Annotated in this window: 24 protein-coding genes; 10 read left to right on the top strand and 14 right to left on the bottom strand. The window is 60.2% G+C overall.

Annotated features, from left to right (window positions below):
• Positions 1 to 24: 24 nt before the first annotated feature.
• Complete coding sequence (locus HBO23_RS27490; RefSeq protein WP_225933009.1) at positions 25 to 1,374, bottom strand: gluconate:H+ symporter; 1,350 nt, start codon at positions 1,372 to 1,374, stop codon at positions 25 to 27.
• A 247-nt stretch (positions 1,375 to 1,621) separates the two neighbouring features.
• Here HBO23_RS27490 and HBO23_RS27485 point away from each other — a divergent pair, with 247 nt between their 5' ends.
• Positions 1,622 to 2,014, top strand: a complete 393-nt coding sequence (locus HBO23_RS27485) for a lysozyme inhibitor LprI family protein (RefSeq protein ID WP_099549435.1) — start codon at positions 1,622 to 1,624, stop codon at positions 2,012 to 2,014.
• Here the strand turns inward: HBO23_RS27485 and HBO23_RS27480 are convergent, their stop codons facing one another.
• The 4 genes from HBO23_RS27480 to HBO23_RS27465 all read right to left on the bottom strand — a co-directional run bounded on the left by HBO23_RS27480 (position 2,015) and on the right by HBO23_RS27465 (position 6,365).
• Entirely contained in the window at positions 2,015 to 3,460 is a 1,446-nt protein-coding gene (locus tag HBO23_RS27480; RefSeq protein ID WP_170040497.1) for a SulP family inorganic anion transporter, read from the bottom strand.
• A gap of 197 nt (positions 3,461 to 3,657) precedes the next feature.
• Complete coding sequence (locus HBO23_RS27475; protein WP_170040495.1) at positions 3,658 to 4,551, bottom strand: NAD-dependent epimerase/dehydratase family protein; 894 nt, start codon at positions 4,549 to 4,551, stop codon at positions 3,658 to 3,660.
• A 103-nt stretch (positions 4,552 to 4,654) separates the two neighbouring features.
• Positions 4,655 to 5,551 (bottom strand): LysR family transcriptional regulator, encoded by an 897-nt coding sequence (locus tag HBO23_RS27470; protein WP_017137953.1) that lies wholly within the window; start codon positions 5,549 to 5,551, stop codon positions 4,655 to 4,657.
• Between the two features lie 49 nt (positions 5,552 to 5,600).
• On the bottom strand, positions 5,601 to 6,365 hold the full coding sequence (locus tag HBO23_RS27465) for a sulfite exporter TauE/SafE family protein (RefSeq protein WP_170040493.1): 765 nt from the start codon (positions 6,363 to 6,365) through the stop codon (positions 5,601 to 5,603).
• A 190-nt stretch (positions 6,366 to 6,555) separates the two neighbouring features.
• Between HBO23_RS27465 and HBO23_RS27460 the strand changes: the two genes are divergently transcribed.
• Positions 6,556 to 7,446, top strand: coding sequence for a LysR substrate-binding domain-containing protein (locus tag HBO23_RS27460; RefSeq protein WP_170040491.1), 891 nt, complete (start codon positions 6,556 to 6,558; stop codon positions 7,444 to 7,446).
• Here the strand turns inward: HBO23_RS27460 and HBO23_RS27455 are convergent.
• Both HBO23_RS27455 and kynU read right to left on the bottom strand, forming a co-directional pair.
• Positions 7,392 to 8,798 carry an amino acid permease gene (locus HBO23_RS27455; RefSeq protein WP_017137956.1) on the bottom strand — a complete coding sequence of 469 codons (1,407 nt, stop codon included), beginning with the start codon at positions 8,796 to 8,798 and terminating at the stop codon, positions 7,392 to 7,394. The two genes, HBO23_RS27460 and HBO23_RS27455, sit on opposite strands and share 55 nt — an antisense overlap.
• Before the next feature lie 195 nt (positions 8,799 to 8,993).
• Positions 8,994 to 10,244, bottom strand: coding sequence for a kynureninase (gene kynU / locus HBO23_RS27450; protein WP_170040489.1), 1,251 nt, complete (start codon positions 10,242 to 10,244; stop codon positions 8,994 to 8,996).
• A gap of 145 nt (positions 10,245 to 10,389) precedes the next feature.
• Here kynU and HBO23_RS27445 point away from each other — a divergent pair, with 145 nt between their 5' ends.
• Positions 10,390 to 10,863 carry an Lrp/AsnC family transcriptional regulator gene (locus HBO23_RS27445; RefSeq protein WP_003176072.1) on the top strand — a complete coding sequence of 158 codons (474 nt, stop codon included), beginning with the start codon at positions 10,390 to 10,392 and terminating at the stop codon, positions 10,861 to 10,863.
• Positions 10,864 to 11,029: 166 nt separating this feature from the next.
• Here the strand turns inward: HBO23_RS27445 and catA are convergent, their stop codons facing one another.
• From catA to HBO23_RS27430, 3 genes are read right to left on the bottom strand one after another with little or no spacing between them, the layout of a single operon-like run.
• Positions 11,030 to 11,959 carry a catechol 1,2-dioxygenase gene (gene catA / locus HBO23_RS27440; protein WP_170040487.1) on the bottom strand — a complete coding sequence of 310 codons (930 nt, stop codon included), beginning with the start codon at positions 11,957 to 11,959 and terminating at the stop codon, positions 11,030 to 11,032.
• 41 nt (positions 11,960 to 12,000) lie between these two features.
• On the bottom strand, positions 12,001 to 12,291 hold the full coding sequence (catC, locus tag HBO23_RS27435) for a muconolactone Delta-isomerase (protein ID WP_099549426.1): 291 nt from the start codon (positions 12,289 to 12,291) through the stop codon (positions 12,001 to 12,003).
• A gap of 12 nt (positions 12,292 to 12,303) precedes the next feature.
• On the bottom strand, positions 12,304 to 13,431 hold the full coding sequence (locus HBO23_RS27430) for a muconate cycloisomerase family protein (protein ID WP_170040485.1): 1,128 nt from the start codon (positions 13,429 to 13,431) through the stop codon (positions 12,304 to 12,306).
• 114 nt (positions 13,432 to 13,545) lie between these two features.
• On the opposite strand from HBO23_RS27430, the gene HBO23_RS27425 reads away from it, so the two are divergent.
• Complete coding sequence (locus HBO23_RS27425) at positions 13,546 to 14,421, top strand: LysR family transcriptional regulator (RefSeq protein ID WP_138452827.1); 876 nt, start codon at positions 13,546 to 13,548, stop codon at positions 14,419 to 14,421.
• 71 nt (positions 14,422 to 14,492) lie between these two features.
• Here HBO23_RS27425 and HBO23_RS27420 read toward each other — a convergent pair whose 3' ends face one another.
• Entirely contained in the window at positions 14,493 to 15,485 is a 993-nt protein-coding gene (locus tag HBO23_RS27420) for an AraC family transcriptional regulator (RefSeq protein ID WP_017137963.1), read from the bottom strand.
• A 312-nt stretch (positions 15,486 to 15,797) separates the two neighbouring features.
• On the opposite strand from HBO23_RS27420, the gene antA reads away from it, so the two are divergent.
• From antA to HBO23_RS27400, 4 genes are all read left to right on the top strand, one after another.
• Positions 15,798 to 17,189 carry an anthranilate 1,2-dioxygenase large subunit gene (gene antA / locus HBO23_RS27415; protein WP_170040483.1) on the top strand — a complete coding sequence of 464 codons (1,392 nt, stop codon included), beginning with the start codon at positions 15,798 to 15,800 and terminating at the stop codon, positions 17,187 to 17,189.
• A complete protein-coding gene (antB, locus tag HBO23_RS27410) occupies positions 17,189 to 17,680 on the top strand; it encodes an anthranilate 1,2-dioxygenase small subunit (protein ID WP_056858366.1) in 492 nt (163 codons plus the stop codon). Before antA ends, antB begins: the two co-directional genes overlap by 1 nt.
• A 226-nt stretch (positions 17,681 to 17,906) precedes the next feature.
• Complete coding sequence (gene antC / locus HBO23_RS27405; protein WP_170040481.1) at positions 17,907 to 18,914, top strand: anthranilate 1,2-dioxygenase electron transfer component AntC; 1,008 nt, start codon at positions 17,907 to 17,909, stop codon at positions 18,912 to 18,914.
• A 71-nt stretch (positions 18,915 to 18,985) separates the two neighbouring features.
• Positions 18,986 to 20,389: an amino acid permease gene (locus HBO23_RS27400; RefSeq protein ID WP_017137967.1), complete on the top strand. Its 1,404-nt coding sequence runs from the start codon at positions 18,986 to 18,988 to the stop codon at positions 20,387 to 20,389.
• A 177-nt stretch (positions 20,390 to 20,566) separates the two neighbouring features.
• Here the strand turns inward: HBO23_RS27400 and kynA are convergent, their stop codons facing one another.
• Positions 20,567 to 21,424 (bottom strand): tryptophan 2,3-dioxygenase, encoded by an 858-nt coding sequence (kynA, locus tag HBO23_RS27395; RefSeq protein ID WP_170040479.1) that lies wholly within the window; start codon positions 21,422 to 21,424, stop codon positions 20,567 to 20,569.
• A complete protein-coding gene (gene kynB, locus HBO23_RS27390) occupies positions 21,421 to 22,071 on the bottom strand; it encodes an arylformamidase (RefSeq protein WP_017137969.1) in 651 nt (216 codons plus the stop codon). Before kynB ends, kynA begins: the two co-directional genes overlap by 4 nt.
• A gap of 372 nt (positions 22,072 to 22,443) precedes the next feature.
• Here kynB and HBO23_RS27385 point away from each other — a divergent pair, with 372 nt between their 5' ends.
• Both HBO23_RS27385 and HBO23_RS27380 read left to right on the top strand, forming a co-directional pair.
• Entirely contained in the window at positions 22,444 to 22,788 is a 345-nt protein-coding gene (locus HBO23_RS27385) for a cupin domain-containing protein (RefSeq protein ID WP_003230905.1), read from the top strand.
• Between the two features lie 105 nt (positions 22,789 to 22,893).
• Positions 22,894 to 24,144, top strand: a complete 1,251-nt coding sequence (locus tag HBO23_RS27380) for an OprD family porin (RefSeq protein WP_017137970.1) — start codon at positions 22,894 to 22,896, stop codon at positions 24,142 to 24,144.
• Between the two features lie 48 nt (positions 24,145 to 24,192).
• Here the strand turns inward: HBO23_RS27380 and mmsB are convergent, their stop codons facing one another.
• Positions 24,193 to 25,080 carry a 3-hydroxyisobutyrate dehydrogenase gene (gene mmsB, locus HBO23_RS27375; protein ID WP_017137971.1) on the bottom strand — a complete coding sequence of 296 codons (888 nt, stop codon included), beginning with the start codon at positions 25,078 to 25,080 and terminating at the stop codon, positions 24,193 to 24,195.
• Between the last annotated feature and the right edge of the window lie 14 nt (positions 25,081 to 25,094).

The following is a 25,094-nucleotide window of genomic DNA, read 5'->3' as shown; positions in this document are numbered from 1 at the left end:
CGGCTCCGGCTTACAAAATGAGGCTTATAAAACAAGAGACAGGCCATAGGTGAGACCGAATGCAACCACCGAAATCAAAGTCTCCAGCACGGTCCAGGTCTTGAAGGTCTGGATCACCGTCATATTGAAGTATTCCTTGATCAGCCAGAAGCCGCCGTCGTTGACGTGGGAAAAGATCACCGAACCCGCACCGGTCGCCAGCACCAACAATTCAGGGTGTGGATAACCCAGGCCCATGGCGACGGGCGCGACCACACCGGAGGCCGTGGTCATGGCCACGGTGGCCGAGCCGGTAGCGATGCGCATCAATGCGGCAAACAACCAGCCCATCACCAGCGGCGACAGGTGGAAGGCATGCGCCAGACCAAGAATCTCATTGGTCACGCCCGCGTCCACCAGGATGCGGTTCAAACCGCCGCCTGCGCCCACCAGCAAGGTGATGCTGGCGGTCGGCGCCAGGCATTCATTGGTGAACTTGAGGATCGATTCGCGGTTGAAGCCCTGGGCCAGGCCCAAGGTCCAGAAGCTCACCAGCGTGGCGACCAGCAGCGCAATCACCGAGTTGCCGATAAACAGCAGGAATTGATTGAAACCAGTGCCCGGAGTGGAAATCACGTTGGCCCAACCGCCGATCATCATCAGCACCACCGGAAGCAAGATGGTGCCCATGGTCAGGGCGAAACTTGGCAAACGTGTACGCGGCTCGCGCTCGATAAACTGGCGTTCCAACGGGTTTTCCGCCGGCAAGTGGATGCGCGGCACGATGAACTTGGCATACACGGGGCCGGCGATGATCGCCGTGGGAATGCCGATCAGAATCGCGTACAGCACGGTCTGCCCCACCGACGCGTTATAGGCCAGCACCGCCATCATCGCCGCCGGGTGTGGCGGCACCAGCGCGTGTACCACCGACAGACCGGCGACCATCGGCAAGCCGACCATCAGGATCGACACGCCCACACGCCGCGCCACGGTAAAGGCGATCGGCACCAGCAACACAAAACCGACCTCGAAAAACAGCGGCAGCCCCACCAGAAACGCAATACACACCATCGCCCAATGCGCGTTGCGCTCGCCGAAACGGTTGATCAGCGTGCGCGCCACCTGCTCGGCACCGCCGGATTCGGCCATCATCTTGCCAAGCATGGTGCCCAACGCCACCACCAGGGCGATATGCCCAAGGGTCTTGCCGACGCCCGCCTCGTACGAGCCCATGATCGTGTCGGCCGGCATGCCGGCCATCAAGGCCAGGCCGATAGACACCAACGTGATGACGATAAACGGGTTGAGTCGGTAACGTGCAATCAGCACGATCAATGCAATGATGGCGATGGCAGCGTATGCCAACAGCCCAAAGCCCAGTGGTGCGGCCATGCGGTACTCCTTGGAAAGGGTCACGTCGAATTGGTTGTGAAACTCATAAATCATTACCGGGTGTAATTTTCAATTTTTATGAAAGTAATTTTCGCCCACAGATAAGCGCTGTCGCTTTGGGACATGCCCAACGCCAGCGAATGAAAATTCGGGGGGTGTTCTTACATGAAGTTTTTTGCGTGCGGAAACTCAGCTACCAGGGCCGAGTCTCAGATGGCAGGCCTACCCACAACCAGGAAAACCAACAATGAAGCGCAAGACCCTGCTTGTTCCTTTCGCCGCCAGCGCACTGCTGCTGGCCTTTTGCGGCAGCGCTTGGGCCGATGACAGCCCGGCGTTGAAAAAATGCCTGGATGGCGCCAACACCACGGCGGACATGGTCAGCTGCAACGCCACCGAAGCCAAGATCCAGGACGCGCGCCTGAACAAGGCCTACAAAGACGTCCTTGCGCTTCAGGAAGGCAAACAGAAGCAGCAACTGCAGGACGTACAGCGCCTGTGGATCAAGTACCGAGACGCCAACTGCGGCTTCATCGGCTCAGCGACTGGTGGCACCATCGATCAGGTCAATGGCATCGGCTGCATGCTGGACATGACCCGCACCCGCGCCCAGGAACTGGAAAATATGCTGCCGCTGTAATCAGTCGTGATGCACGCGGGCGCGCTTGAGCAGCTTCTTGCAGCGCTCCGACAAATGCAGCACGCGCAAATGCTTGCCGGCCTTGGTGTAGCGCTCGCGCAGGGTCATCAGCGCAGCAATGGCTGAGTAGTCGACAAAGCTCAGGTGACGACAATCGAGCGTCACCTGGGCCGGGTCGTTGGCCGGGTCGAACTGGTTCAAAAATGGCGTGGTCGAGGCAAAGAACAGCGTGCCGTGCAGGCGATACAGCTTGCTGCCGTCGGCTTCCAGATGCTCATCGGCATACAGCTCACGGGCCTGTTGCCAGGCGAAGTTCAGCGCCGCAATCACGATACCGCAGAGCACGGCGGTGGCCAGGTCGGTGAACACGGTAATCACCGTTACCGCAATAATCACCAACACGTCGTTGACCGGCACCTTGTTGATCACCCGCAGCGACGCCCAGGCAAAGGTCTGCTGGGACACCACGAACATCACGCCGACCAAAGCCGCGAGCGGAATACGCTCAATCAGCGGCGACAAAAACAGAATAAACAACAGGATCATCACCCCGGCGACCCCCCCGGAGAAACGCCCGCGCCCGCCAGAGCTTAAGTTGATCACGGTTTGCCCGATCATCGCGCAACCGCCCATGCCGCCAAACAGGCCCGAGACCATATTCGCCGCGCCCAGGGCCACGCTTTCGCGGTCGGGGTAGCCACGGGTTTCGGTGATTTCGTCGGTGAGGTTCAGGGTCAGCAGGGTTTCCAGCAGGCCGACCATCGCCATCAGAAACGCGTAAGGCGCAATGATGCCGAGGGTTTCCAGGGTCCACGGGATTTGCGGCAACGCGAAGGTTGGCAGGCCGCCGGCGATGTGGGCCATGTCGCCCAACGTGCGGGTTGGCAGGCCAAGCAGGTAAACAGCCAGGCCGACGCCCAAAATCGCCACCAGCGCGGGCGGCACGGCGCGGGTCAGGCGTGGCAGCAGGTAAACAATCGCCATGGTTGCCACCACCAACCCGGTCATCACGTACAACGGCGTGCCGCTCAGCCAGGTTTCACCGCTTTTGAAATGCTCCAGCTGTGCCAGCGCAATGATGATCGCCAGGCCGTTGACGAACCCGAGCATCACCGAATGCGGCACCATGCGCACCAGTTTGCCCAGCCGTAACAGGCCGAACGCGACCATGATCAGACCGCCCAGCAGCACCGTCGCGAGCAAATACTCCACGCCGTGTTGCACCACCAGCGCCACGATCACCACCGCCATCGAACCCGCCGCGCCCGAGACCATGCCCGGCCGGCCGCCGAACAAGGCCGTGAGCGTGCAGATGATAAAGGCGCCGTAGAGGCCCATCAGCGGGTTGAGGTGAGCCACCAGGGCAAAGGCGATGCATTCGGGCAGCAGTGCGAAAGACGTGGTGAGGCCGGCCAGGGCATCGGCGCGCAGACGGGTGAGGTTCATGAGGTACCAGGGAGTAGCGAGGGATATGGCGGGGGATGGTACGGAATTGCGGTCGGTGGGGCCAGTAATGTGTAACAACACATGAACCGAGTCGCCTTCATCGCAGGCAAGCCAGCTCCCACATTTTGAATTGCGAATACATTCAAGTGTGGGAGCTGGCTTGCCTGCGATGGCAACGCCGCGGTACTAAGCGGACATCACACCATCTCGTTGCGAATCCACTCCACCACCGACGTGCGCGTCGGCGCCCAGCCCAGCAACTCACGCGCATGTTTGCCACGCACCCGGCTGTTGGAACCCAGGCCATAGTTGGCCATTTCATAGCCCCACTCAGCCTCAGCCTCAGCCAACGGCCAACCCTGCGGCTCGCCCAGGTTCAGGGCTTGGGCAATTGCGGTGGTCATGTCGACAAACGCCGCTTCGCTGCTTTCCACAAAGTAGAACGTGCCCGGAACGTTTTTGGTCAGCGCCAGCAGATACAGGGCCACCACGTCTTCAATGTGTACGTTGGACCAAATGTTCTGGCCAGTGCCCACATGGCGCACCACACCACTTTTGCGCGCTTGCTTGAGCAGTCGTGGCAATTGCACGCTGTCACGCTTCACGCCCAGGCTGTGGCCGTAGATCAGGGTGTTGCAGATCACCGCCGAGTTCACGCCCTCTTTGGCCGCCGCCAGGATCAGGTTGTCGATGGCCACGCGCGCGGCCTTGTCGACGGTCGGCTCCGGCAGGTTGTCTTCAACGTAGATGACATCGCTGGATTTACCGCCCGAAGCATCGCCAACAATGCTCGAACCGCTGGTGTGCAGGAACGGCTTGTTCGAACCTTTCAAGGCTGCCAGCAAGGTTTCCACCGCAGCACGATGGTCGCTGCTCGCGGCATTGATCACCGCATCAGCTTTAGAAGCCTGTGCGGTCAACACGGCGGCGTCATCCAGCGTGCCGATCACGGGCGTGATGCCCAGGGCGGTCATTTCAGCCGCTTGCTCGGCGCTGCGCACCAGGCCGGTGACCGTGTGGCCGGCCTTGACCAGGCCGGTGGCGATGGAGCCGCCGATAAACCCTGCTGCGCCGGTGACGAATACGTTCATGGAGGTTGCTCCTGACTGGGTAAGTGATAGGCCCAGTATCAAGGACTCATTCCTGCCGAATAAGCCCATGCTGCCCAATTCAATCTTGCGCACAGGTCACGAATCAGCAGGCATACCGCGCAAGCTTGGTTTGAATGAAATCCAGGAAGCACTGGATGCGCAGCGCCAACTGCGAGTTACGGTAGAACACCGCATGGATCGGCTGGCGATAGCCGCTGTTGAAGGCTTCCAGCACCGGTACCAGGCGCCCGGCATCGATGTCGGCGTTGGTCATGAAGTTCGACAGGCAGCAAATGCCCTGCCCTTCCAGCGCCAATTGACGCACGGTTTCACCGCTGGAGGCGGCAATGCTCGGCTGGATCAGCCAGCGGTCGCCTTCCACGTGGCGCAGCGGCCAGTGGTTGAGGGTTTCGGTCTGGGTGAAGCCCAGCAGCGTATGGTCGACCAACTCGGCCACCGTCTTCGGCGTGCCGAACTGCTTGAGGTAGTCAGGGCTGGCGAGGATATGCAGCGGCGTACAACCCAACGAGCGCGCATGCAGGGTCGAGTCGGCCAGGGCACCGATGCGGATGGCAATGTCGGTGCTCTGCTCCAGCAGGTCGATGATCAGGTCGTCACTGTTCAGCTCCAGCTGGATATCCGGGTAGAGGCTGCGAAACTCGGCAATGTACGGCACGATCCCATGCAGCATGAACGGCACGGCCGCATTGATGCGCAGACGCCCGGCGGGGTTCTTCTGGCGCGACGACAGGCGCTCTTCCAGCTCGTCCATCTGCGCCAGGATCAGCTTGGCCTGCTCGAAAAAGTACTTGCCCTCCTCGGTCAGGTCCATGCGCCGCGTGGTGCGGTTGATCAGCGTGGTGTCGAGCTTGGCTTCCAGGCGCGACAAGGTGCGGCTGACGGCCGACGGCGTCTGCCCGACCTGCTCCGCGGCTGCCGAAATCGAGCCGCACTCAATCACGCTGACGAAGATCTGTAGCTCATCGGATCGGGCTTTCACGGGGTGTCCTCTCAATCGGTTCGCGACAGCTTACACCGTGAACAGCCACTCAGCCGCTGATCAGTAGATGGCCCCCCAACAGCGCCATGCCGACGAAAAACACCCGTTTGAACAGCACCGCGCTGATGCGCTGGCGCAACACCTGGCCCAGCCACATCCCCAACAACGCGGGTATCAGCGCCAACAGCGAGGCGCTGACTTCGCCACCGCCCAGGGTGCCACGCCAGGTCAGCGCTGCGGCCAACGCCAACGTGGAAGCGGTGAACGCCAGCCCCAGTGCCTGCACCAATTGATCGCGGTTCAAACCCAGGGCTTGCAGATAGGGCACGGCCGGAATCACGAACACGCCCGTCGCCGAAGTGATAAGGCCGGTGACCAGACCGCACAACGGGCCAAGCCAGCGCTCGGTTTTAGGTTTCACCTTGAAGGTCGGCAAAAACAAGCCACTTAACGCATACACCAGCAAGGCGCCACCCAGCGCGCGAACCACCCAATGCCCGCCGTCCGTGCCCAGCCACAACGTGCCAAGCCCGGTGCCGAGAATAATCAGCAGCAGCATTGGCCACAGGCGCTTGAGCAAGGCGCTCAAGTGGCCACCGAACGCCAGTTGCCAGAGGTTGGTGACTGTGGATGGAATGATCAGCAAGGCCGCAGCCTGCGCCGGGAGCATAGCCAGGCCGAGCATGCCCATGGCCACGGTGGGCAGGCCCAGGCCGATCACGCCCTTGACGGTGCCGGCCAGCAGGAAGGTGCCGATCACCAGCAGGGTCAAGGCCGGGCCGAGGTTTTGGTAGAACGCGAGGAAGGTAGTCATGAGGCGATTTTGCAGGATTTCGGTGAGGTCGAAAATTCGCCATATACTGAGGTAGCCTCTTGTTTTGCGTGAGGCTTAAATAGCTATCGCAGGCAAGCCAGCTCCCACATTGGACTGTGTTCACAAAGCAAAAGGTGGGAGCTGGCTTGCCTGCGATAAGGCCAGTGAAGTCACTCGAGAAACCTCAGCCATGCACTTTGACCTGATCGACCTGCGCCTCTACCTGCACACCCTCGACACCGGCAACATCACTGCCGGCGCGGCGCGCAGCCATTTATCCCTGGCGGCGGCCAGCGCGCGTATCCGTGCGATGGAAGCGTCATTGGGCATCGAGTTTCTTGAACGCGGCCGCCGTGGCGTCACGCCAACACCCGCAGGCAAAGCCCTGGCCCGCCACGCCCGCCTGCTGTTGCAACAGGCCGAGCACCTGCAACAGGACCTGGCCGAATACGCCCAGGGCATCAAAGGCCAGGTGCGCCTGCTGTGCAACACCACCGCCCTGAGCGAATACCTGCCGGAACTGCTGGCGGACTTTTTGCGCCAACACCCCAACCTCGATATCGACTTGCAGGAGTTGCCCAGCCTGCGCATTACCCAAGCCTTGCGCCAGGGCACAGCAGACCTGGGGATTATCTCCGATGCGGTGGACACCCACGGCTTGCAGACCCTGCCGTTTCGCGATGACCCGCTGGTGCTGATCATGCCCCTCGATCATCCGTTGGCGACGGCGAACTTCATCGACAGCCTGCAATACGATTATGTAGGCCTGACCGCCAACAGCGCGCTTTCGGTATACCTGGAAGAACAGGCATTGCACGCAGGCTTTCGCCTGCAAACACGCATTCGCGCCGAGGGTTTTGATGGGTTGATCCGCATGGTCGCCGGCGGCGCCGGCCTGGGCATCGTGCCTCAGGCCGCATTGGAACGTTGGCCGACAGAAAAGCGCATTAAAGCCCAGCCATTAAGCGAAGACTGGGCCTGTCGCAAACTACTGTTATGCGCCCGCTCCTTCGAGCAATTGCCCGGTTACGCCAAAGCCTTGTTCGACGCCCTGGCCCTGCCCTTGCGGAAAAACCCGTAATACACCGCTGACAGGATCATCAGGAATGGCACGCCAAACACCAGCGTCATCTTGAAGGCCTCGGTGAAGTACGTGGTGATCATCACCGCCCCCATCAGCACCAGGCCCAGCAGTGTGCTGTAGGGAAACAGGCGCAGCTGGAACGACAGCTTCGGCCCGCCATGACGCTTGCGATAACGGCGAAAAAACAGGTGCGTGAGGAAGATCATGAACCAGGTGAAGATCGCGCCAAACATCGAAATCGCCATCATCAAGGTGAACGAGCTTTCCGGGTACACCACGTTCAACAAGGTCGCCAGGGCAATGCCGGAGCTGGACAGCAGCAACGCGTTCAGCGGAATGCCGCTCTTGCTCAAGGCGCCCATGGACTTGGGCGCAAAACCTGCACGCGACAGGCTGAACATCATGCGTGTGGTGATGTAGAGCTGGCTGTTCATCGCCGACAACGCGGCGATCAGGATCACGAAATTCATCACCCCGGTGGCACCGGGAATACCAATGGTCTGCATTACCGTAACAAACGGGCTCTGGGTCTGGCCGGCCTGGTTCCACGGCACGATGGCGAGCATCAATGCCAGGGTCAGCAGGTAGAACACCACCAACCGCACGATGGTGGCGCGAAAGGCCTTCTTCACCGCTTGCTCCGGGTCGGCGGCTTCACCGGCGGCCACGGCGATCATCTCTACGCTCAGATAGCTGAAGATCGACACGATCACTGCGATCCACATGCCGCTCAGCCCATGGGGGAAAAACCCGTCGTGGGCCGTGTAGTTCTGCACGCCATAATCAGGATTACCGGAGCCGAACACCACGTACACCGCGAGGATGATGAAGCCGACGATTGCGGTGATCTTGATGGTCGAGAACCAGTATTCGAAGTTGCCGAAGGTCTTTACGCTGATGGCATTGAGCAGGATCAGCACACTGGAAAACGACACGATCCACACCCACTCCGGCACGTTGGCGAACCAGTACTTCATGTACATCGCCACCGCCGTGACCTCGGCGCCCACTGCCAGCACAATCGCCGCCCAGTAGGCATAACGCACCAGAAAGCCGGCCAGCGGGCTGATGTAGAACTCGGCGTAGGCACCGAACGAGCCCGAGGTGGAGTGCGCCACGGTCATCTCCGCCAGGCAGCCCATCAACAGCAAGGTGATCAACGCACCGATGGCGTAACTCACCAGCACACTCGGCCCGGCATAACCGATGGCGTAGGCGCTGCCCATGAACAGCCCCGTGCCGATGGCGCCACCGATGGCGATCATGCTCATCTGGCCGGAAGTGAGCTGGCGCCTCAGGCCCAGTTCGCGATGGGTGATCTCTGCAAAGCCGTTGTCTGGCGTGGTCACGTGGTGTGCCCCTTTATTATTGTGATTGTTATGGCTGGCGCTGAACCTTGTGGGAGCTGGCTTGCTGTGGCGAGGGAGCTTGCTCCCGTTCGACAGCGCAGCTGGAGCCGGCTTTTTGGGGGCGCTTCGCACCCCAGCGCAAGCAAGCTTGCTCGCCACAACAAGCCAGCTCCCACATTTTGATTCGTGTTGTACTTAAGTGACGCTGTTGCGCACTTTGAATTGGGGTTGGTCCCAGGTGCGGTTGTCGAGGATTTCGCCAAGGATCTTTACAGCATCAAATACCTCGGTAAAGCTTGTGTACAACGGCGTAAACCCAAAGCGCATGATGCGCGGCTCACGGTAATCGCCGATCACGCCACGGGCGATCAAGGCCTGGATCACCGCATAACCTTCAGGGTGTTCGAAACTCACGTGGCTTCCGCGCCGGGCATGCTCACGCGGCGTAATCAGCTCCAGCCCGTGGGCGGCGCAACGGGCTTCGACCAGCGCGATAAACAGGTCGGTCAAGGCCAGGGATTTGCTGCGCAGGCTGGCCATGTCGGTCTGGGCAAAAATCTCCAGGCCGCATTCGACCATTGCCAACGACGTGATCGGCTGCGTGCCGCACAGGTAGCGCGCGATGCCGGCGCTTGGCGCGTACTGAGCTTCCATGGCGAACTGGCGCGTGTGGCCAAACCAACCCGATAGCGGCTGGCGCACCACATCCACCAACGCCGGGTTGACCCACACAAACGCCTGCGAGCCCGGCCCGCCATTCAGGTATTTGTAGGTGCAGCCAATCGCATAATCGGCACCGGCCTTGTTCAGGTCGATGGGCACCGCGCCCGCCGAATGCGCCAGGTCCCAGATGCTCAGCGCGCCACATTCGTGGCTCAAGGCGGTGAGCGCCTGCATGTCGTACATGTAGCCGGTCTTGTAATTGACGTGGGTAAGCATCACCACCGCCACGTCCTGGTCGATGGCTTGGGGCAGCTCGTCCGGGCTGTTGACCAACCGCAGGGAATAGCCCTGTTGCAACAACTCGGTCAGGCCTTCGGCGATGTACAAATCGGTGGGAAAGTTACTCGCCTCGCTGACAATCACCTTGCGCGCAGGCTCGCGTTGGCGCTGCACGCTCAAGGCAGCGCTGAGCACCTTGAACAGGTTGATCGAGGTGGTATCGGTAATCACCACTTCACCGTCACGCGCGCCGATCAGCGGCGCCAGGCGGTTGCCCAGGCGTTGGGACAAATCCGCCCAACCGGCGCTGTTCCAGCTACGAATCAAGCCATTGCCCCACTCCTCGGCAATCACCTGCTGGGCGCGCGCCATCGCCGCCACCGGGCGGGCGCCCAGAGAGTTGCCATCGAGGTAGATCACGCCCGCAGGCAAGGCAAACTGCTGACGCAGTGGCGCCAGCGGGTCCTGGGCGTCGAGGGCTTGGCAGTGGCTTCGGGTGGTCATGGGTTGTCCTGATTTTTTATAAGTGAAGATGGACCAAATAATGAACGAAGTTTTAGAGAATTTTCGTGCAAAGTGGTGGGTAACAGGCTAATTAAGCTGTAGGAAATTCGAATTTAACCCCCAAATACGCGGATTTATTCTAACCATGATTCTCGACGCCACCGACCTGCGCCTCCTGCATTTTTTGCAACAGGATGGCCGCATCAGCAACCAGGAACTGGCGGAAAAAGTCGCCCTGTCGCCCTCCGCCTGCCTGCGCCGTTTGCGCCTGCTGGAGAGCGAAGGAATCATCAGCGGCTACCGCGCCGTGTTGAATGCCGAGCAGTTGGGGATTGAGCTTGAGGCCATCGTGCACCTGTCGTTGCGCCAGGATGTGGAGGACTGGCACGAGACGTTTATCAAGAAGGTGCAGGGGTGGCCGGAGGTGGCCAGTGCCTATGTGATTACGGGTGCAAGCAACTATGTGTTGCGTGTGCAGGCGCGCAACCTCAAGCACTTTTCCGACTTTATCGTGAACCACCTGAACCGCACGGCCGGGGTGATGGATATTCGTTCGGAGATTGTGTTGCAGAAGATCAAGGACCGGGATGAGGTGTTGGATCTGGTGGTGCGCAAATAACCGCAACACTACAAAACCTGTGGGAGCTGGCTTGTTGTGGCGAGGGAGCTTGCTCCCGTACGACAGCGCAGCTGGAGCCGGCTTTTTGGGGGCGCTTCGCACCCCAGCGCAAGCAAGCTTGCTCGCCACAACAAGCCAGCTCCCACATTTTTTTGACCGCGGTTAATCAGTCTTCGAGGGCGCGAACGCGCTGCATGCGTTTTTGCTCTACCGGCGCGTCTGCCAGTTGCAACTCAAAGTCAAAATCAATCTGCGCAAACCGCCCTTGCACCCCAAACTCGCGCGCCAATTGCTGATCGTCACTAAAGCGAATCTCGGCGATCAACTCATCGCGCGTCGCGTAGGCAAAATCATCATGCAGGTACGGGTCGTCCGACAGGTTGATCTGCGTGGTCAGGTGCCGATGCCCCGGTGCCGAGATGAAGAAGTGAATATGCGCCGGCCGCTGCCCGTGGCGACCCAACTGGTCGAGCAACTGCTGAGTCGGCCCGGTCGGCGGGCAACCGTAGCCCGACGGCACGATGCTGCGGAACCGGTAGTTGCCCTGGGCATCGGTCTCAATGCGCCGACGCAGGTTGAACTCCGATTGCGTTGGGTCAAACCACGAATAGGTGCCACCCGTGTTGGCCTGCCACACATCCACAATCGCACCCGCCAACGGCTTGCCGTCGGTGTCGCGCACTTGCCCGCGCATAAACAGCGGCACTGCGTCGTCCTTGCCATCGTCCAGCCGCGCTTCGTATTGGCTCAGCGGCGCGCCGGCCACGTACAGCGGGCCTTCGATGGTGCGTGGCGTACCGCCGGATTTGCCGGCCTCTTCGTCCGCAGCGTCCATCAGCAAGTCCAGGTAATGCTCCAGGCCCAAGCCGGCAGCCAGCAAACCCGCCTCCTGATTTTTACCCAATTCATTGAGGTAATTGACCGCCTTCCAGAACTCTTCCGGGGTCACTTCCAGGTCTTCGATGATGTTTACCGTATCGCGCAGGATCCGGTAGATCAGCGCCTTGGTGCGCGGGTTGCCGCCGTCGTTATGGTTGCCGCTGGCTTCTTCGAGAAACGCCTGGGCATGGGCAGTCTGGGACAGTCGGATGGACATGGTGCAATCCTCATCTTGTAATTATTGGGTGCAAAACAGGCTCAACGGTCGTCCTCATGGATCGACGAAGGGTGGCGGCACAGGGCGTTCACTTCGATGGCCATGTAGGGAAAAAGCGGCAGTTGCATCAGCAGGTCGTGCAGGTCTTGCACGCTCTCGACGTCGAACACGCTGTAGTTGGCGTAGTGCCCGGCGATTCGCCACAAGTGGCGCCATTTGCCCTCCTGTTGCAGGCGCTGCGCCAGGGCTTTCTCCTCGGCCTTGAGGGTGGCGGCGCGCTCGGGGTTCATGTCCAGCGGCAGGTTCACGGTCATTTTTACGTGGAACAACATGGCAGGCGCCTCTTAGTGTTTGTCACGACGCAAGAACGCCAAGCGTTCTTCATCAATGGCCAGGCCCAGGCCCGGTGCGGTGGAGACATGCAGCTCGAAATCGCGGTACACCGGCGGCTCGGTGAGGATGTCTTCGGTGAGCAGCAGTGGGCCGAACAGTTCGGTGCCCCACGCCAGCGTGTTCAGCGTGAGAAAGGCATGCGCCGACGCCAATGTGCCGATGCCGCCTTCGAGCATGGTGCCGCCGTACAAGCCGATGCCCGCCGCCTCGGCAATCGCGGCGGTGCGCAACACCGCCCGTGGGCCGCCGTTTTTGGCTATCTTGAGCGCGAACACCGAAGCCGCGCCTTCGCGGGCCAGGTTGAAGGCGTCTTCGACACATTCAATGGATTCATCGGCCATGATCGGCGCCGGGCTCGACAGGTTGAGCCGGGCCATGCCGCCACGGTTATTGCGCGAAATCGGCTGCTCAATCAGGTCAATGCCGTTATCGCCCAGCACCTTGCAGGCGCGCAGGGCCACGGCTTCGTCCCAGGCCTGGTTGACGTCGACACGCACACTGGCACGCTCGCCCAGGGCTTTTTTGATCGCGATCACATGGGCCAGGTCGCGATTGACCTCTCCAGCGCCGATCTTCAACTTGAAGAGGCGATGACGGCGCAGGTCGAGCATCTTTTCGGCCTCGGCGATGTCCTGTTCGGTGTTGCCGCTGGCCAAGGTCCAGGCCACCGGCAAGGCGTCACGTACACGCCCGCCGAGCAGTTCGCTCACCGGCAGGTTCAGGCGTTTGCCCAGTGCATCGAGCAAGGCGCTTTCGATGCCGGATTTGGCAAAGGTATTACCGCGAATGCTGCGCTCCAGGCGCAACATGGCCGCGTTGATATTGCTCGCGTCCTGGCCAATCAGCAGCGGCGCGAAGTGACGGTCGATGTTGACCTTGATGCTGTCCGGGCTTTCGTTGCCGTAGCTCAAACCGCCGATGGTGGTGGACTCACCGATGCCTTCAATGCCGTCGGCGCAGCGCAGGCGGATGATCACCAACGTCTGGTTTTGCATGGTGTGCATCGCCAACTTGTGCGGGCGAATGGTGGGAAGGTCGACGATGATGGTCTCGATCGACTCGATGGCGCAAATCGGCATGGCTATACCCGTTGGGTTCTTTATAGATTTGAGCCGATTCTGTGCCGTATCTTTAAAGGCTTCCAATATAGAATGGGTCTCGCACGATACCCTCAAGGTATAAAAGGAACCGTCATGGAACTGCGTCATCTTCGCTATTTCCAGGTGCTGGGTGAAACCCTCAACTTCACCCGCGCAGCCGTTCGCCTGCACATTGCCCAGCCGCCATTGAGCCGGCAGATCCAGCAACTGGAGGATGAACTGGGCGTGATGTTGCTGGAACGCGGCCGCCCGTTGCGGCTGACCGAAGCCGGGCGATTTTTCTATGAGCACGCCAATGTGCTGCTGGAACAACTGGCCAAGGTTTGCGATACCACGCGGCGCATCGGCCAGGGCGAAAAGACCTGGCTGGGCATCGGCTTTGCGCCATCGACCCTGTACGGCGTGCTGCCGGAGTTGATACGGCGGCTGCGCAACCATGAGGCGCTGGAGCTGGAATTGGGCTTGTCGGAGATGACCACCCTGCAGCAAGTCGAGGCGCTCAAGGCCGGGCGCATTGATGTGGGTTTCGGGCGCATTCGCATCGACGACCCGGCCATCGTCCAGCGCGTGCTGGTGGAAGATCGACTGGTGGCCGTATTGCCCGCCGGCCACTCGCTGCTGGGCGCGCCCGCCACCCTCGCGCAATTGGCCGCAGAGCCGTTTGTGCTCTACCCCGGCAACCCGCGCCCCAGCTATGCCGACCATGTGATCGCGCTGTTCGACGCCCATGGTTTGAGCCTCAAGGTGGTGCAGTGGACCAACGAGTTGCAGACGGCCATCGGGCTGGTGGGCGCGGGAATGGGCGTGACGCTGGTGCCGGCCTCGGTGCAGGTGTTGCACCGGGCGGATATCGGCTACACGCCGATTGTGGAAGCCACTGCGACCTCGCCGATTATCCTGAGCAGGCGAGTGAATGATCAGTCGCCAGGGCTGAGTCATTGTTTGCAGTTGGTTGAAGAGTTGATCTGAAACCCTCCAAACACCGCAATTCCCCTGTGGGAGCTGGCTTGCCTGCTCCCACAGTTTGATCTTCATACAGTTCAGAGACTGCGCAGGCGTTTGCGCTGCAGGGTTTGGCTGGGGGATTCATCGAAGAGTTTGCGGTACTCCGCCGAAAACCGACCCAAGTGGGTAAAGCCCCAGCCCAGCGCGATCTCGGAGATGGTGCGAATTGAACCATGCTCGAGGATTTCCTGGCGCACGACACCCAGTCGGTACTTCTTCAAATACGCCATCGGCGACAGCGCAAAGTATTTACGAAACGCATCGAACAGCTTGAACCGCGACACACCCGCAGCCGCTTCCAGGTCTTCCAAATGGATCGCCTCGCGGGCGTTGTCGTGGATGTATTGCCGCGCCCGAATCAGGTAATGCGGCAGCTTCACGCCGAGCACGTCGCGCAATTCTTCTGAATAGTTGTTCGGCTGGGCCAGGATCAAACCCTTGATCAACGAGCTTTCCAGATCCCGCGTAAACGCCGCCTGCTCATACAACTCGCTGCTGCACTCAAGCTCCGCAATAAAGTAGCGCGCCATGCGCCACCACGATGCCGAAGCACCGTCCACCGCATCCATCACCGACTCAAACCGCAGTGGCGCTTCAATCGGCCGTTGCAGCAACCCTTCCAGCGACTCACTCATCGCCGCCCGCGTAATCACCACCTGCAACTTGCGACAATCACCGGAAATCGCCAGCACCTGATGCTCGTTAGGCGACAAAATCACGCCTTGGTCACGGTTGGAACTCAGGCGCTCGCCGTTCTTGCTCAATTCCTGCTCGCCCACCAACGGCAGGCTCAGGCTGTAGCTGCTGAAGTGCTCGGCGTCTTCGATATCAATGGTCACATCGGTGCCGTACTCGATCACGCCCAAGGTGGTGGCGCGGGACTTGAACACATTGGCGCTGTGGTGAAAACGCAGGCGCTCGGGCGTGCTTGTCGCCAGGCGGTGCGGCCCGCAGATGCCGGACATCCAGCTGCAGGCGCCCTCCAGGTCGAAGCGTTGAATATGGATTTCGCGTGTATGGCTACTCATCAGGGGCACCCACGGCGGTTAGGCGGTTGCGCGCTCTGGCGGCGCGTCGTTGGCAATCGACAGCAAGTTCTACGCCACGCCCGCCTGAATGCAACCGGGTGGATAGCAAGCGTCGACTATGTGGATAAGCCGCAGGCATTTGCGACCTTCCCTTGGTATGACAGTAGCGCATGGCGTCACCTGGGCGCACTGAACTGGGTATTTGCTGCCCAATTTTGCGGCCTGCCTTCACCCATTAAGCGGATAGCCCGCGCCCTGCCCCACTGCCTCTAATACCCCACCGATTAGCCCCTATCTAAAAAGGTGCCTCCCATGAGTGGTGCAAGAAGCGTCGAGCAGTGGAAAACGTTTATCGAAGGTTGCCTGGACTTTCGGCCGGTGGATGAAGTGTTTCGCATCGCCCGCGACATGTTCACCGAGCCCGAACTGTTCGACCTGGAGATGGAACTGATCTTCGAAAAAAACTGGATCTACGCCTGCCACGAAAGTGAACTGGCCAATAACCACGACTTCGTGACCATGCGCGCCGGGCGCCAGCCGATGATCATCACCCGCGACGGCGAAGGCCAACTCAATGCGCTGATCAACGCTTGCCAGCATCGTGGCACCACACTGACCCGCGTCGGCAAGGGCAACCAATCGACCTTTACCTGCCCGTTCCACGCCTGGTGCTACAAGAGCGACGGCCGGCTGGTGAAGGTCAAGGCGCCGGGCGAGTACCCGGAAGGTTTCGACAAAGCCACACGCGGCCTGAAAAAAGCCCGTATCGAAAGCTACAAGGGCTTTGTGTTCATCAGCCTCAACGTGCAAGGCACCGACAGCCTGGAAGACTTCCTCGGTGACGCCAAAGTGTTCTTCGACATGATGGTCGCGCAGTCGGCCACCGGTGAGCTGGAAGTGTTGCCGGGCAAATCCGCCTACACCTACGACGGCAACTGGAAACTGCAAAACGAAAACGGCCTGGACGGTTATCACGTCAGCACCGTGCACTACAACTACGTGGCCACGGTGCAGCATCGTCAGCAGGTGAATACCGAAAACGGCAGCGCGTCCGCCAGCACACTGGACTACAGCAAACTCGGCGCCGGCGACGCGAATACCGATGACGGCTGGTTCGCCTTCAACAACGGCCACAGCGTGCTGTTCAGCGACATGCCCAACCCCAGCGTGCGCTCGGGCTACGCCACCATCATGCCGCGCCTGGTGGAAGAACACGGCCAGCAGAAAGCCGAGTGGATGATGCACCGCCTGCGCAACCTGAACATCTACCCGAGCCTGTTCTTTCTCGACCAGATCAGCTCGCAGCTGCGCATCATCCGCCCGGTGGCGTGGAACAAGACGGAGATCATCAGCCAGTGCCTGGGCGTGAAAAACGAGTCGGATGCCGACCGCGAAAACCGCATTCGCCAGTTTGAGGATTTCTTCAACGTATCGGGCATGGGCACGCCGGATGATCTGGTGGAGTTTCGCGAAGCCCAGCGCGGTTTCCAGGGCCGCCTGGAGCGCTGGAGCGATATCTCACGGGGCAGCCATCGCTGGGAAACCGGCCCTACGCCGAACAGCAAAGCCATCGGCATTCAACCGGCCATGACCGGCACCGAATTCACCCACGAAGGCCTGTACGTGAACCAGCACCGTAACTGGCAGCAATTTCTGCTCAAAGGCCTGGACCAGCAAGCGCTGACACTGCGGGAGGTGAAGTGATGGATGCCCAATTGCAGTACCGGATCGAGCAATTTTTCTATCGCAAATCCGAACTGTGCGACGCCCAGGACTGGGACGCCTATGTGCAGCTGTTCGACCCGCAGAGCGAGTTTCACTTGCCGCAATGGGACTCGGAGCACGTGTACACCCGCGACCCCAAACGCGAAATGTCGCTGATCTACTACGCCAACCGTTCGGGCCTGGAAGACCGCGTGTTCCGTTTGCGCACCGGCAAGGCCGCGTCGGCCACGCCGATGCCGCGCACCTTGCACTTGATCAATAACGTGCGGATCGCCGAGCAGGCAGACGGCACGCTGGAGGTGAAGCTGAACTGGCACACGCTGTTCTATCGCCTGGCCACCTCAGAGCAGTTTTACGGGCCTGCCACTTACCACCTCAAGCCGGATGGCGACAGCTGGCTGATCACCCGCAAGCACGCACTGTTGCTCAACGACACCATCAACTCGGTGCTGGATTTCTATCACTTGTAGCAGAGAACTTTTGTGACAAGCACCGTCCTGTGGCGAGCGGGCTTGCCCCGCGTTGGGGCGCGAAGCGGCCCTAATTCAGGCACTGCGGTTTGACTGGATAAATGCGGTGACTTTATTGGGGCTGCTTCGCAGCCCAACGCGGGGCAAGCCCGCTCGCCACAACAAGCCCGGTCGCCACAAAAGCTCACGGGTCAGCCACAAAAATCAGATACGCGGAGTTATGCGGATGAATCACAAAGTGGCCTTCAGTTTTGCCGACGGCAAGACCCTGTTTTTCCCGGTAGGCGCGAATGAAATCCTGCTGGATGCGGCATTGCGCAACGGCATCAAGATCCCGCTCGATTGCCGCGAAGGCGTGTGCGGCACCTGCCAGGGTCGTTGCGAGTCCGGCGATTACACCCAGGATTATGTCGACGACGAAGCCCTCTCCAGCCTCGACCTCAAGCAACGCAAGATGCTCAGTTGCCAGACGCGGGTGCAGTCCGACGCTACGTTCTACTTCGATTTTGATTCGAGCCTGTGCAACGCGCCGGGGCCGGTACACGTGCGCGGCAAGGTCAGCGAAGTGCAGCAGGTGTCGGCCAGCACCGCGATTTTGCAGGTGACCCTGGACAACCCGCTGGACTTCCTGCCCGGCCAATACGCCCGCCTGGCGGTGCCCGGCACCGACAGTTGGCGTTCGTACTCCTTCGCCAACCGGCCGGGTAATCAACTGCAGTTTCTGGTGCGCCTGCTGCCCGATGGTGTCATGAGCAACTACCTGCGCGAGCGCTGCCAGGTCGGTGATCAAGTGCTGATGGAGGCGCCATTGGGTGCCTTCTACCTCAGGCATGTCACCCGGCCGCTGATACTGGTGGCCGGCGGCACTGGCTTGTCGGCCTTGCTGGGTATGCTCGATGAGCTGGCTGCCAACGGCTGCAACCAGCCGGTCCACTTGTATTACGGCGTGCGCGGGGCCGAGGACTTGTGCGAAGCACAACGCATCGAAGCCTACACCTCGACAATCCCCGGCTTTCGCTACACCGAAGTGCTCAGCGACCCGTCACCCGAGTGGCCTGGCAAACGCGGTTACCTCACCGAACATTTCGACCTGGCCGAATTGCGGGACAGTTCGGCCGATATGTACGTATGCGGCCCCCCTCCAATGGTCGAATCCATCCAACAATGGCTGGCGGATCAGACACTTGATGGCGTTCAGCTGTATTACGAAAAGTTTACGCAGAGTAATATCTGACCCTCAGCAGTTCTGAGGGGCTGATGCGGCGTGCACTCACCCTCAAGAAAAACAAGTAGAAGGGAATGTTAATGGCGGATGACATGGTTAACCCGGTGGGCCTCAAGCGTGGCCTGAAGAACCGGCACATTCAGCTGATCGCCTTGGGAGGGGCGATTGGCACAGGGTTGTTCCTTGGCTCGGCCGGGGTGCTCAAGTCGGCGGGGCCGTCCATGATCCTGGGCTACGCGATTGCCGGTTTCATCGCGTTCCTGATCATGCGCCAGCTTGGCGAGATGATCGTCGAAGAGCCGGTGGCCGGCTCCTTCAGCCACTTCGCCCACAAATACTGGGGCGGTTACGCAGGTTTCCTCGCGGGCTGGAACTACTGGGTGCTCTACGTGCTGGTGGGCATGGCCGAACTGACAGCCGTGGGCAAATACATCCAGTTCTGGTGGCCGGAGATTCCGACCTGGGTCAGCGCGCTGGTGTTCTTTGTCGCGGTCAACCTGATCAACACCCTCAACGTGAAGTTCTTCGGTGAAGCCGAGTTCTGGTTCGCGATCATCAAGGTGGTGGCGATTGTCGGCATGATCGTGCTCGGCTGTTACCTGCTGTTCAGCGGCACCGGTGGCCCGCAAGCCTCGGTGAGCAACCTGTGGAGCCACGGCGGGTTCTTCCCCAATGGCGGCATGGGGCTGTTGATGTCCATGGCCTTCATCATGTTCTCGTTCGGCGGCCTGGAGCTGGTGGGTATCACCGCAGCCGAGGCCAGCGAGCCGCGCAAAGTGATCCCCAAGGCCATCAACCAGGTGGTCTACCGCATCCTGATTTTCTACGTCGGCGCGCTGACCGTGCTGCTGTCGCTGTACCCGTGGGACCAACTGCTGCAAACCCTCGGCGCGTCGGGCGATGCCTACAGCGGCAGCCCGTTTGTACAGATCTTCTCGCTGATCGGTAACGACACCGCCGCACACATCCTCAACTTCGTGGTGCTGACCGCGGCGCTGTCGGTGTACAACAGCGGCGTGTACTGCAACAGCCGCATGCTGTTCGGCCTGGCCGAGCAAGGCGATGCGCCCAAAGCGCTGATGAAACTCAACAAACAAGGCGTGCCGATTCGCGCCCTGGCCATTTCGGCGCTGGTGACGATGCTGTGCGTGGTGGTCAACTACGTCGCGCCGCACAGTGCGCTGGAACTGCTGTTTGCGCTGGTGGTTGCTTCGCTGATGATCAACTGGGCACTGATCAGCCTCACCCACATCAAGTTCCGCAAGGCCATGGGCGAGCAAGGCGTGACGCCGTCGTTCAAGACCTTCTGGTTCCCGTTCAGCAACTACCTGTGCCTGGCGTTCATGGTGATGATCATCAGCGTGATGCTGGCGATTCCAGGGATTAACAACTCGGTGTATGCGATGCCGGTTTGGGTGGGGATTATCTACATTGCTTATCGGTTGCGGATTAGAAAAAGCAACGCGGTAGTGAACGCACGGTGATCCCTGTGGGAGCCGGGCTTGCCCGCGATGGCGGTGGGTCAGTCAGTGGATGAGCTGGCTGACAGACCGCTATCGCAGGCAAGCCAGCTCCCACATGAAGCGGACGCAGAGCGTCCAAAGCGGCATTCCCACGCAGAGCGTGGGAACGATCAGCCCCGGGATTCCGGGGCTTTTTGTTTAGAGCGTGGAACGCACTCGCCACAGTTCGGGGAACAGCACGGTGTCGAGCATCTTGCGCAAATAACCCACGCCTTCCGTGCCACCGGTGCCGGGCTGGAAGCCAATGATGCGCTCCACCGTGGTCACATGCCGAAAGCGCCACTGGCGGAATGAGTCTTCCAGGTCGATAAACTTCTCGGCCAACTGATACAAATCCCAATACCGACTCGGGTCGCGATACACCTCGCGCCACGCCGCCTCCACGGACTCATCGTGAACCGTGGCCGCCGCCGGGTCGCGTTCGGCGCGCTTGGGGTCAATCGCCAACCCGGCTTTAACCATCAGATTAATCGCCTCGTCGTACAGCGACGGCGTGGCAATCGCCACTTTCAACTCGTTCAACAATTCTGGCCGATGCGCGTGCGGCCGCAACAGCGCTGCGCTTTTATTGCCAAGGATAAATTCGATCTCACGGTACTGGAACGACTGGAACCCCGACGACTGCCCCAGAAACGGGCGAATCGCCTTGTACTCCGACGGCGTCATGGTCGCCAGCACGGCCCAGGCATGCACCAGTTGATCGAAGATCCGTGACACTCGCGCCAGCATCTTGAATGCCGGCGGCAACTCGCCCAGGCGCACGTGCTCGCGGGCGGCCTTGAGTTCGTGGAGCATCAGTTTCATCCACAGCTCTGAAGTCTGGTGCTGGATGATAAAGAGCATTTCGTTGTGATCGGGCGACAGCGGGTGCTGGGCGCTGAGGACTTTGCCCAGGTCCAGGTAGTCGCCGTAGCTCATGGACTCGGAAAAATTCAGTTCGGCGTTATGCCATTCTTCCGGCGGCTGGTAATCAGGTGAAAAGGGACACTGGCTCATCGCGTGGGCTCCTTGAGCGGGCGGAGAATGGCACGGACGGGGCTGGCGTCCAGGTTGGCAAAACGCAACGGCAGCGCGATCAACTCATAGTCGCCCTCCGGTACATCATCAAGCACGATGCCTTCGAGAATCGCCATGCCATGGCGGGCCACGGCGTTGTGCGAATCCATGGTCTTGGACTGTTGCGGGTCCAGGGACGGTGTGTCGATACCGATCAGACGCACGCCCAGGCTGGCGAGCAGCTCAATGGTTTGTGGTGCGATGGCGGTGAAGTTCGAGTCCCACTCGGTCAGCGGTGCTTGTGGATAAGTGCGCAGTAGCACACGCTCAGGCAAGTTATCCACACGCCCTTGCAACTGATGCGGCTGCACCAGCGCGCCGCTGCCCAGGCAATGCAACACCCGGCACGGGCCCATGTACACATCCAGCGACACCTCGCCGATCGGCGCACCGTCGGCGCTGTAATGCAGCGGCGCGTCCACATGGGCGCCAGTGTGCGGCGAAAATGTCACGCGCCCCACATTCACCGGGCACTCCGGGCCAAACTGCCACACGCGCTCTTCCTGGAACGGCGTATCGCCCGGCCAGGTTGGCGTCGCCGTGCTCAAGGGCGGGCTGATATCCCACCACGTTTTTATTGGGTTCATTGCAAGGCTCTCACTCGTTCTTGGGTGAATGATACGAGGGCCAGCCGTGCATTTTCTTGCTAATTCCTGCGCAACACGGGAAATTTTTTGCAGTTACTGCGGGGAAATAGCGCTTTACCGCACAAACCTATCACTCAAGAGCGCCTCCTTTCCCTGTGGGAGCCGGGCTTGCCCGCGATGACGGCGGCACAGCTGCATCTCCAGTACCTGACACTCCGCTATCGCGGGCAAGCCCGCTCCCACATGGACTGCACAGTGTCTGAGAGATCGCATTCGGCTGCGCTTCTGGGCATCCCGATGTCGAGTTCAGACCACTGACACAACGCCCAAGGCCTTAGGGTTCATCTTTCCCTTCCCTGCCTCGGAGCCATCATGTCCAAGCCCATCACCGTACTGCGTGACACCCACCCGCTACCTGTCCTGGATGCCTGCAAATGGGAAAAGCTCGAGGGCGACCCGCACACCGTCAACCTCAACGCCTACACCAGCGAAGACGGCAGCAAGATCATGGGCACTTGGATCTGCACACCAGGCAAGTGGTACGTGGAATACGTGAAGTGGGAATATTGCCACTTCCAGGAAGGCTACTGCGTGATCACACCAGAAGGCATGGAGCCGATTCACCTGCGCGCTGGGGATATCTTTGTGGTGGAACCCGGTATGAAGGGCACGTGGGAAGTGGTCGAGACCGTGCGTAAGTATTTTGTGTTTGCATAAGCAGCATCAGATAAATCCTTGGCCTGCTTCAGTTTTTCCCTAGCGTGAGTCCGGCCCCTTTAAAGCACCCTGCGATGAGTCTTCCCACTCACGCAGGCTGCCCAATTGAACGTCCTGACCAAAGTATGTGTGTTAAACATCTGTGTTTTTCTCGCACCCTCTGCCCTCGCTGACTTCATCAGTGACAGCACCGGCAAGCTTGAGCTGAAGAACTTTTACTTCAACCGTGACTACCGTGAGCCCAATGCCACGCAGTCCAAGCGCGAAGAATGGGCACAAGGTTTCGCGTTGCAAATTGAGTCCGGGTACACCGAAGGCACCGTGGGTGTTGGCGTCGATGTCCTCGCCATGGCGGGCTTCAAGCTTGATTCAAGTGCAGACCGAACCCGCTCCGGCTTATTGCCGGTGCGTCAATCCGGCAAAGCCGAAGACAGCTATGGCGAAGCCGCTTTTACGGCAAAATTCAGGGCTTCCCAAACGACGCTGAAAATCGGTGCGCTGGCCCCACCAGCGCTACCGATACTGGAAAAAAACGTCGGCCGCTTGCAGCCGCAGCTTTTCAAGGGCGCGCACCTGCGCTCCCAGGAACTCAAAGACCTGACGCTGGACGTGGGCAGAATTACCCACGTCAACCAGGTCGACTCAACCAACTATGAAGCGTTGGCGGTCGCCACCGGCGCACGCAGGAATATCGTGGTTCGTGGGAAGAATCAATCGAATGCATTCGACTTTGCAGGCGGTAGTTACGCCGTCAACAAACAACTCACCGCCAGCTACTACTACAGCACGCTGGACAACCTCTACACCCAGCACGCGGGCAGCCTTCAACATACCTATCCAGTTGCCGAGGACCAAAGCCTGAAAAGTGAATTGCGTTACACGCGCTCTCTCGATAACGGCCAAACCAACATCGACAACACCGCAGTGGGTGCGATGCTGACCTACGCATGGGGGGCGCATAAATTGGGTGGGGCCTACCAAACCATGTCAGGCAACACAGGCCACGCAGCTGTAAGAGGAAGCTATCCCACACTGGTGAATTTTCTGCAGTACAGCGACTTCGCCAATAAGGATGAAAAATCCTGGCAAGTACGCTACGACTACGACTTCACCGCGCTGGGCGTTCCCGGCCTTTCCATGTTTACGCGCTATGCATCGGGCAGCAACGTCGACCGAGGGCCGGGCCGTTCGGACGGGCGTGAGTGGGAACGGGATATCGATGTGAGCTATGCCTTCCAGAATCCGACCCTGAAAAACGTCAAAGTCCGCTTACGCAACGCAATGATGCGCTCCAACTTTGAAAGCGATATAGACGAAACACGCTTGATCGTCAGCTACGAAAAGCCACTGTGGTAACCGGCAAAAACCCGAGAGCCCGCCCGACGCGGGCTCTCGGAAACGCCCCTACTTGGGTTTGCGATAGCTGTTGATGATCGCCGAGAAGTCTTTACCCCCTTCCCCACGCTGACTCATTGATTGATACAACTGCTGGGCCACGGCGCCGAGGATCACCGGTTGCTTGGCCTGGCGTGCGGCTTCGGTAGCCAGCCCCAGGTCCTTGAGCATCAGGTCGGCGCCGAAACCACCGGTATAGCCACGGGACGACGGCGCAGTTTCAATCACGCCCGGCCATGGGTTGTAAGTGTCGGAACTCCAGCAGCGCCCGGTGGAGCTGTTGATAATCCCGGCCAGCACTTGCGTGTCGATGCCCAGCGCATCGCCCAGGGCCATGGCCTCGCTGACGCCGACCATGCTGATGCCGAGCAACAGGTTGTTGCAGATCTTGGCGATCTGGCCGGTGCCGACATCGCCACAATGCACGATATTGCGGCCCATCTGCGCCAGCACCGGTTGCAGGGTGGCGAACAGTTCCGGGGTAGCGCCGACCATGAAGGTCAGCGTCCCGGCTTGCGCGCCACCCGTGCCGCCGGAGACGGGTGCGTCGGCCACCACCACGCCTTGTTTTGCCGCCGCCGTGGACACATCGCGAATGGTTTGCGGGTCGATGGTGCTGCAATCCACCGCCGGCACGCCTTTGCCGATGCCAGCAAGCACGCCATCTTCATTCAGCCACACGCTGCGCACATGGGCAGCGGCCGGCAGCATGGTAATCACCAGCTCCGCGCCGCTGGCCGCATCACGCGGCGAGTCGCTGATGGTGCCGCCCAGTTCGGCCAACTCCTTGAGCACTGTCTGGTTCAAATCAAACAGGTTCAGCGCATGGCCAGCCTTGATCAGGTTGCGGGCCATGGGCGCGCCCATGTTGCCCAGGCCGATAAATGCAATCTTCATGATCGTCTCCCCAA

It is taken from the genome of Pseudomonas sp. WS 5532, from assembly GCF_012985445.1.
In the GTDB taxonomy this organism is placed as follows: domain Bacteria; phylum Pseudomonadota; class Gammaproteobacteria; order Pseudomonadales; family Pseudomonadaceae; genus Aquipseudomonas; species Aquipseudomonas edaphica.
The sequence above is the reverse complement of the archived record's forward strand: the minus strand, read 5'-3'. Positions and strand labels throughout refer to the sequence as shown.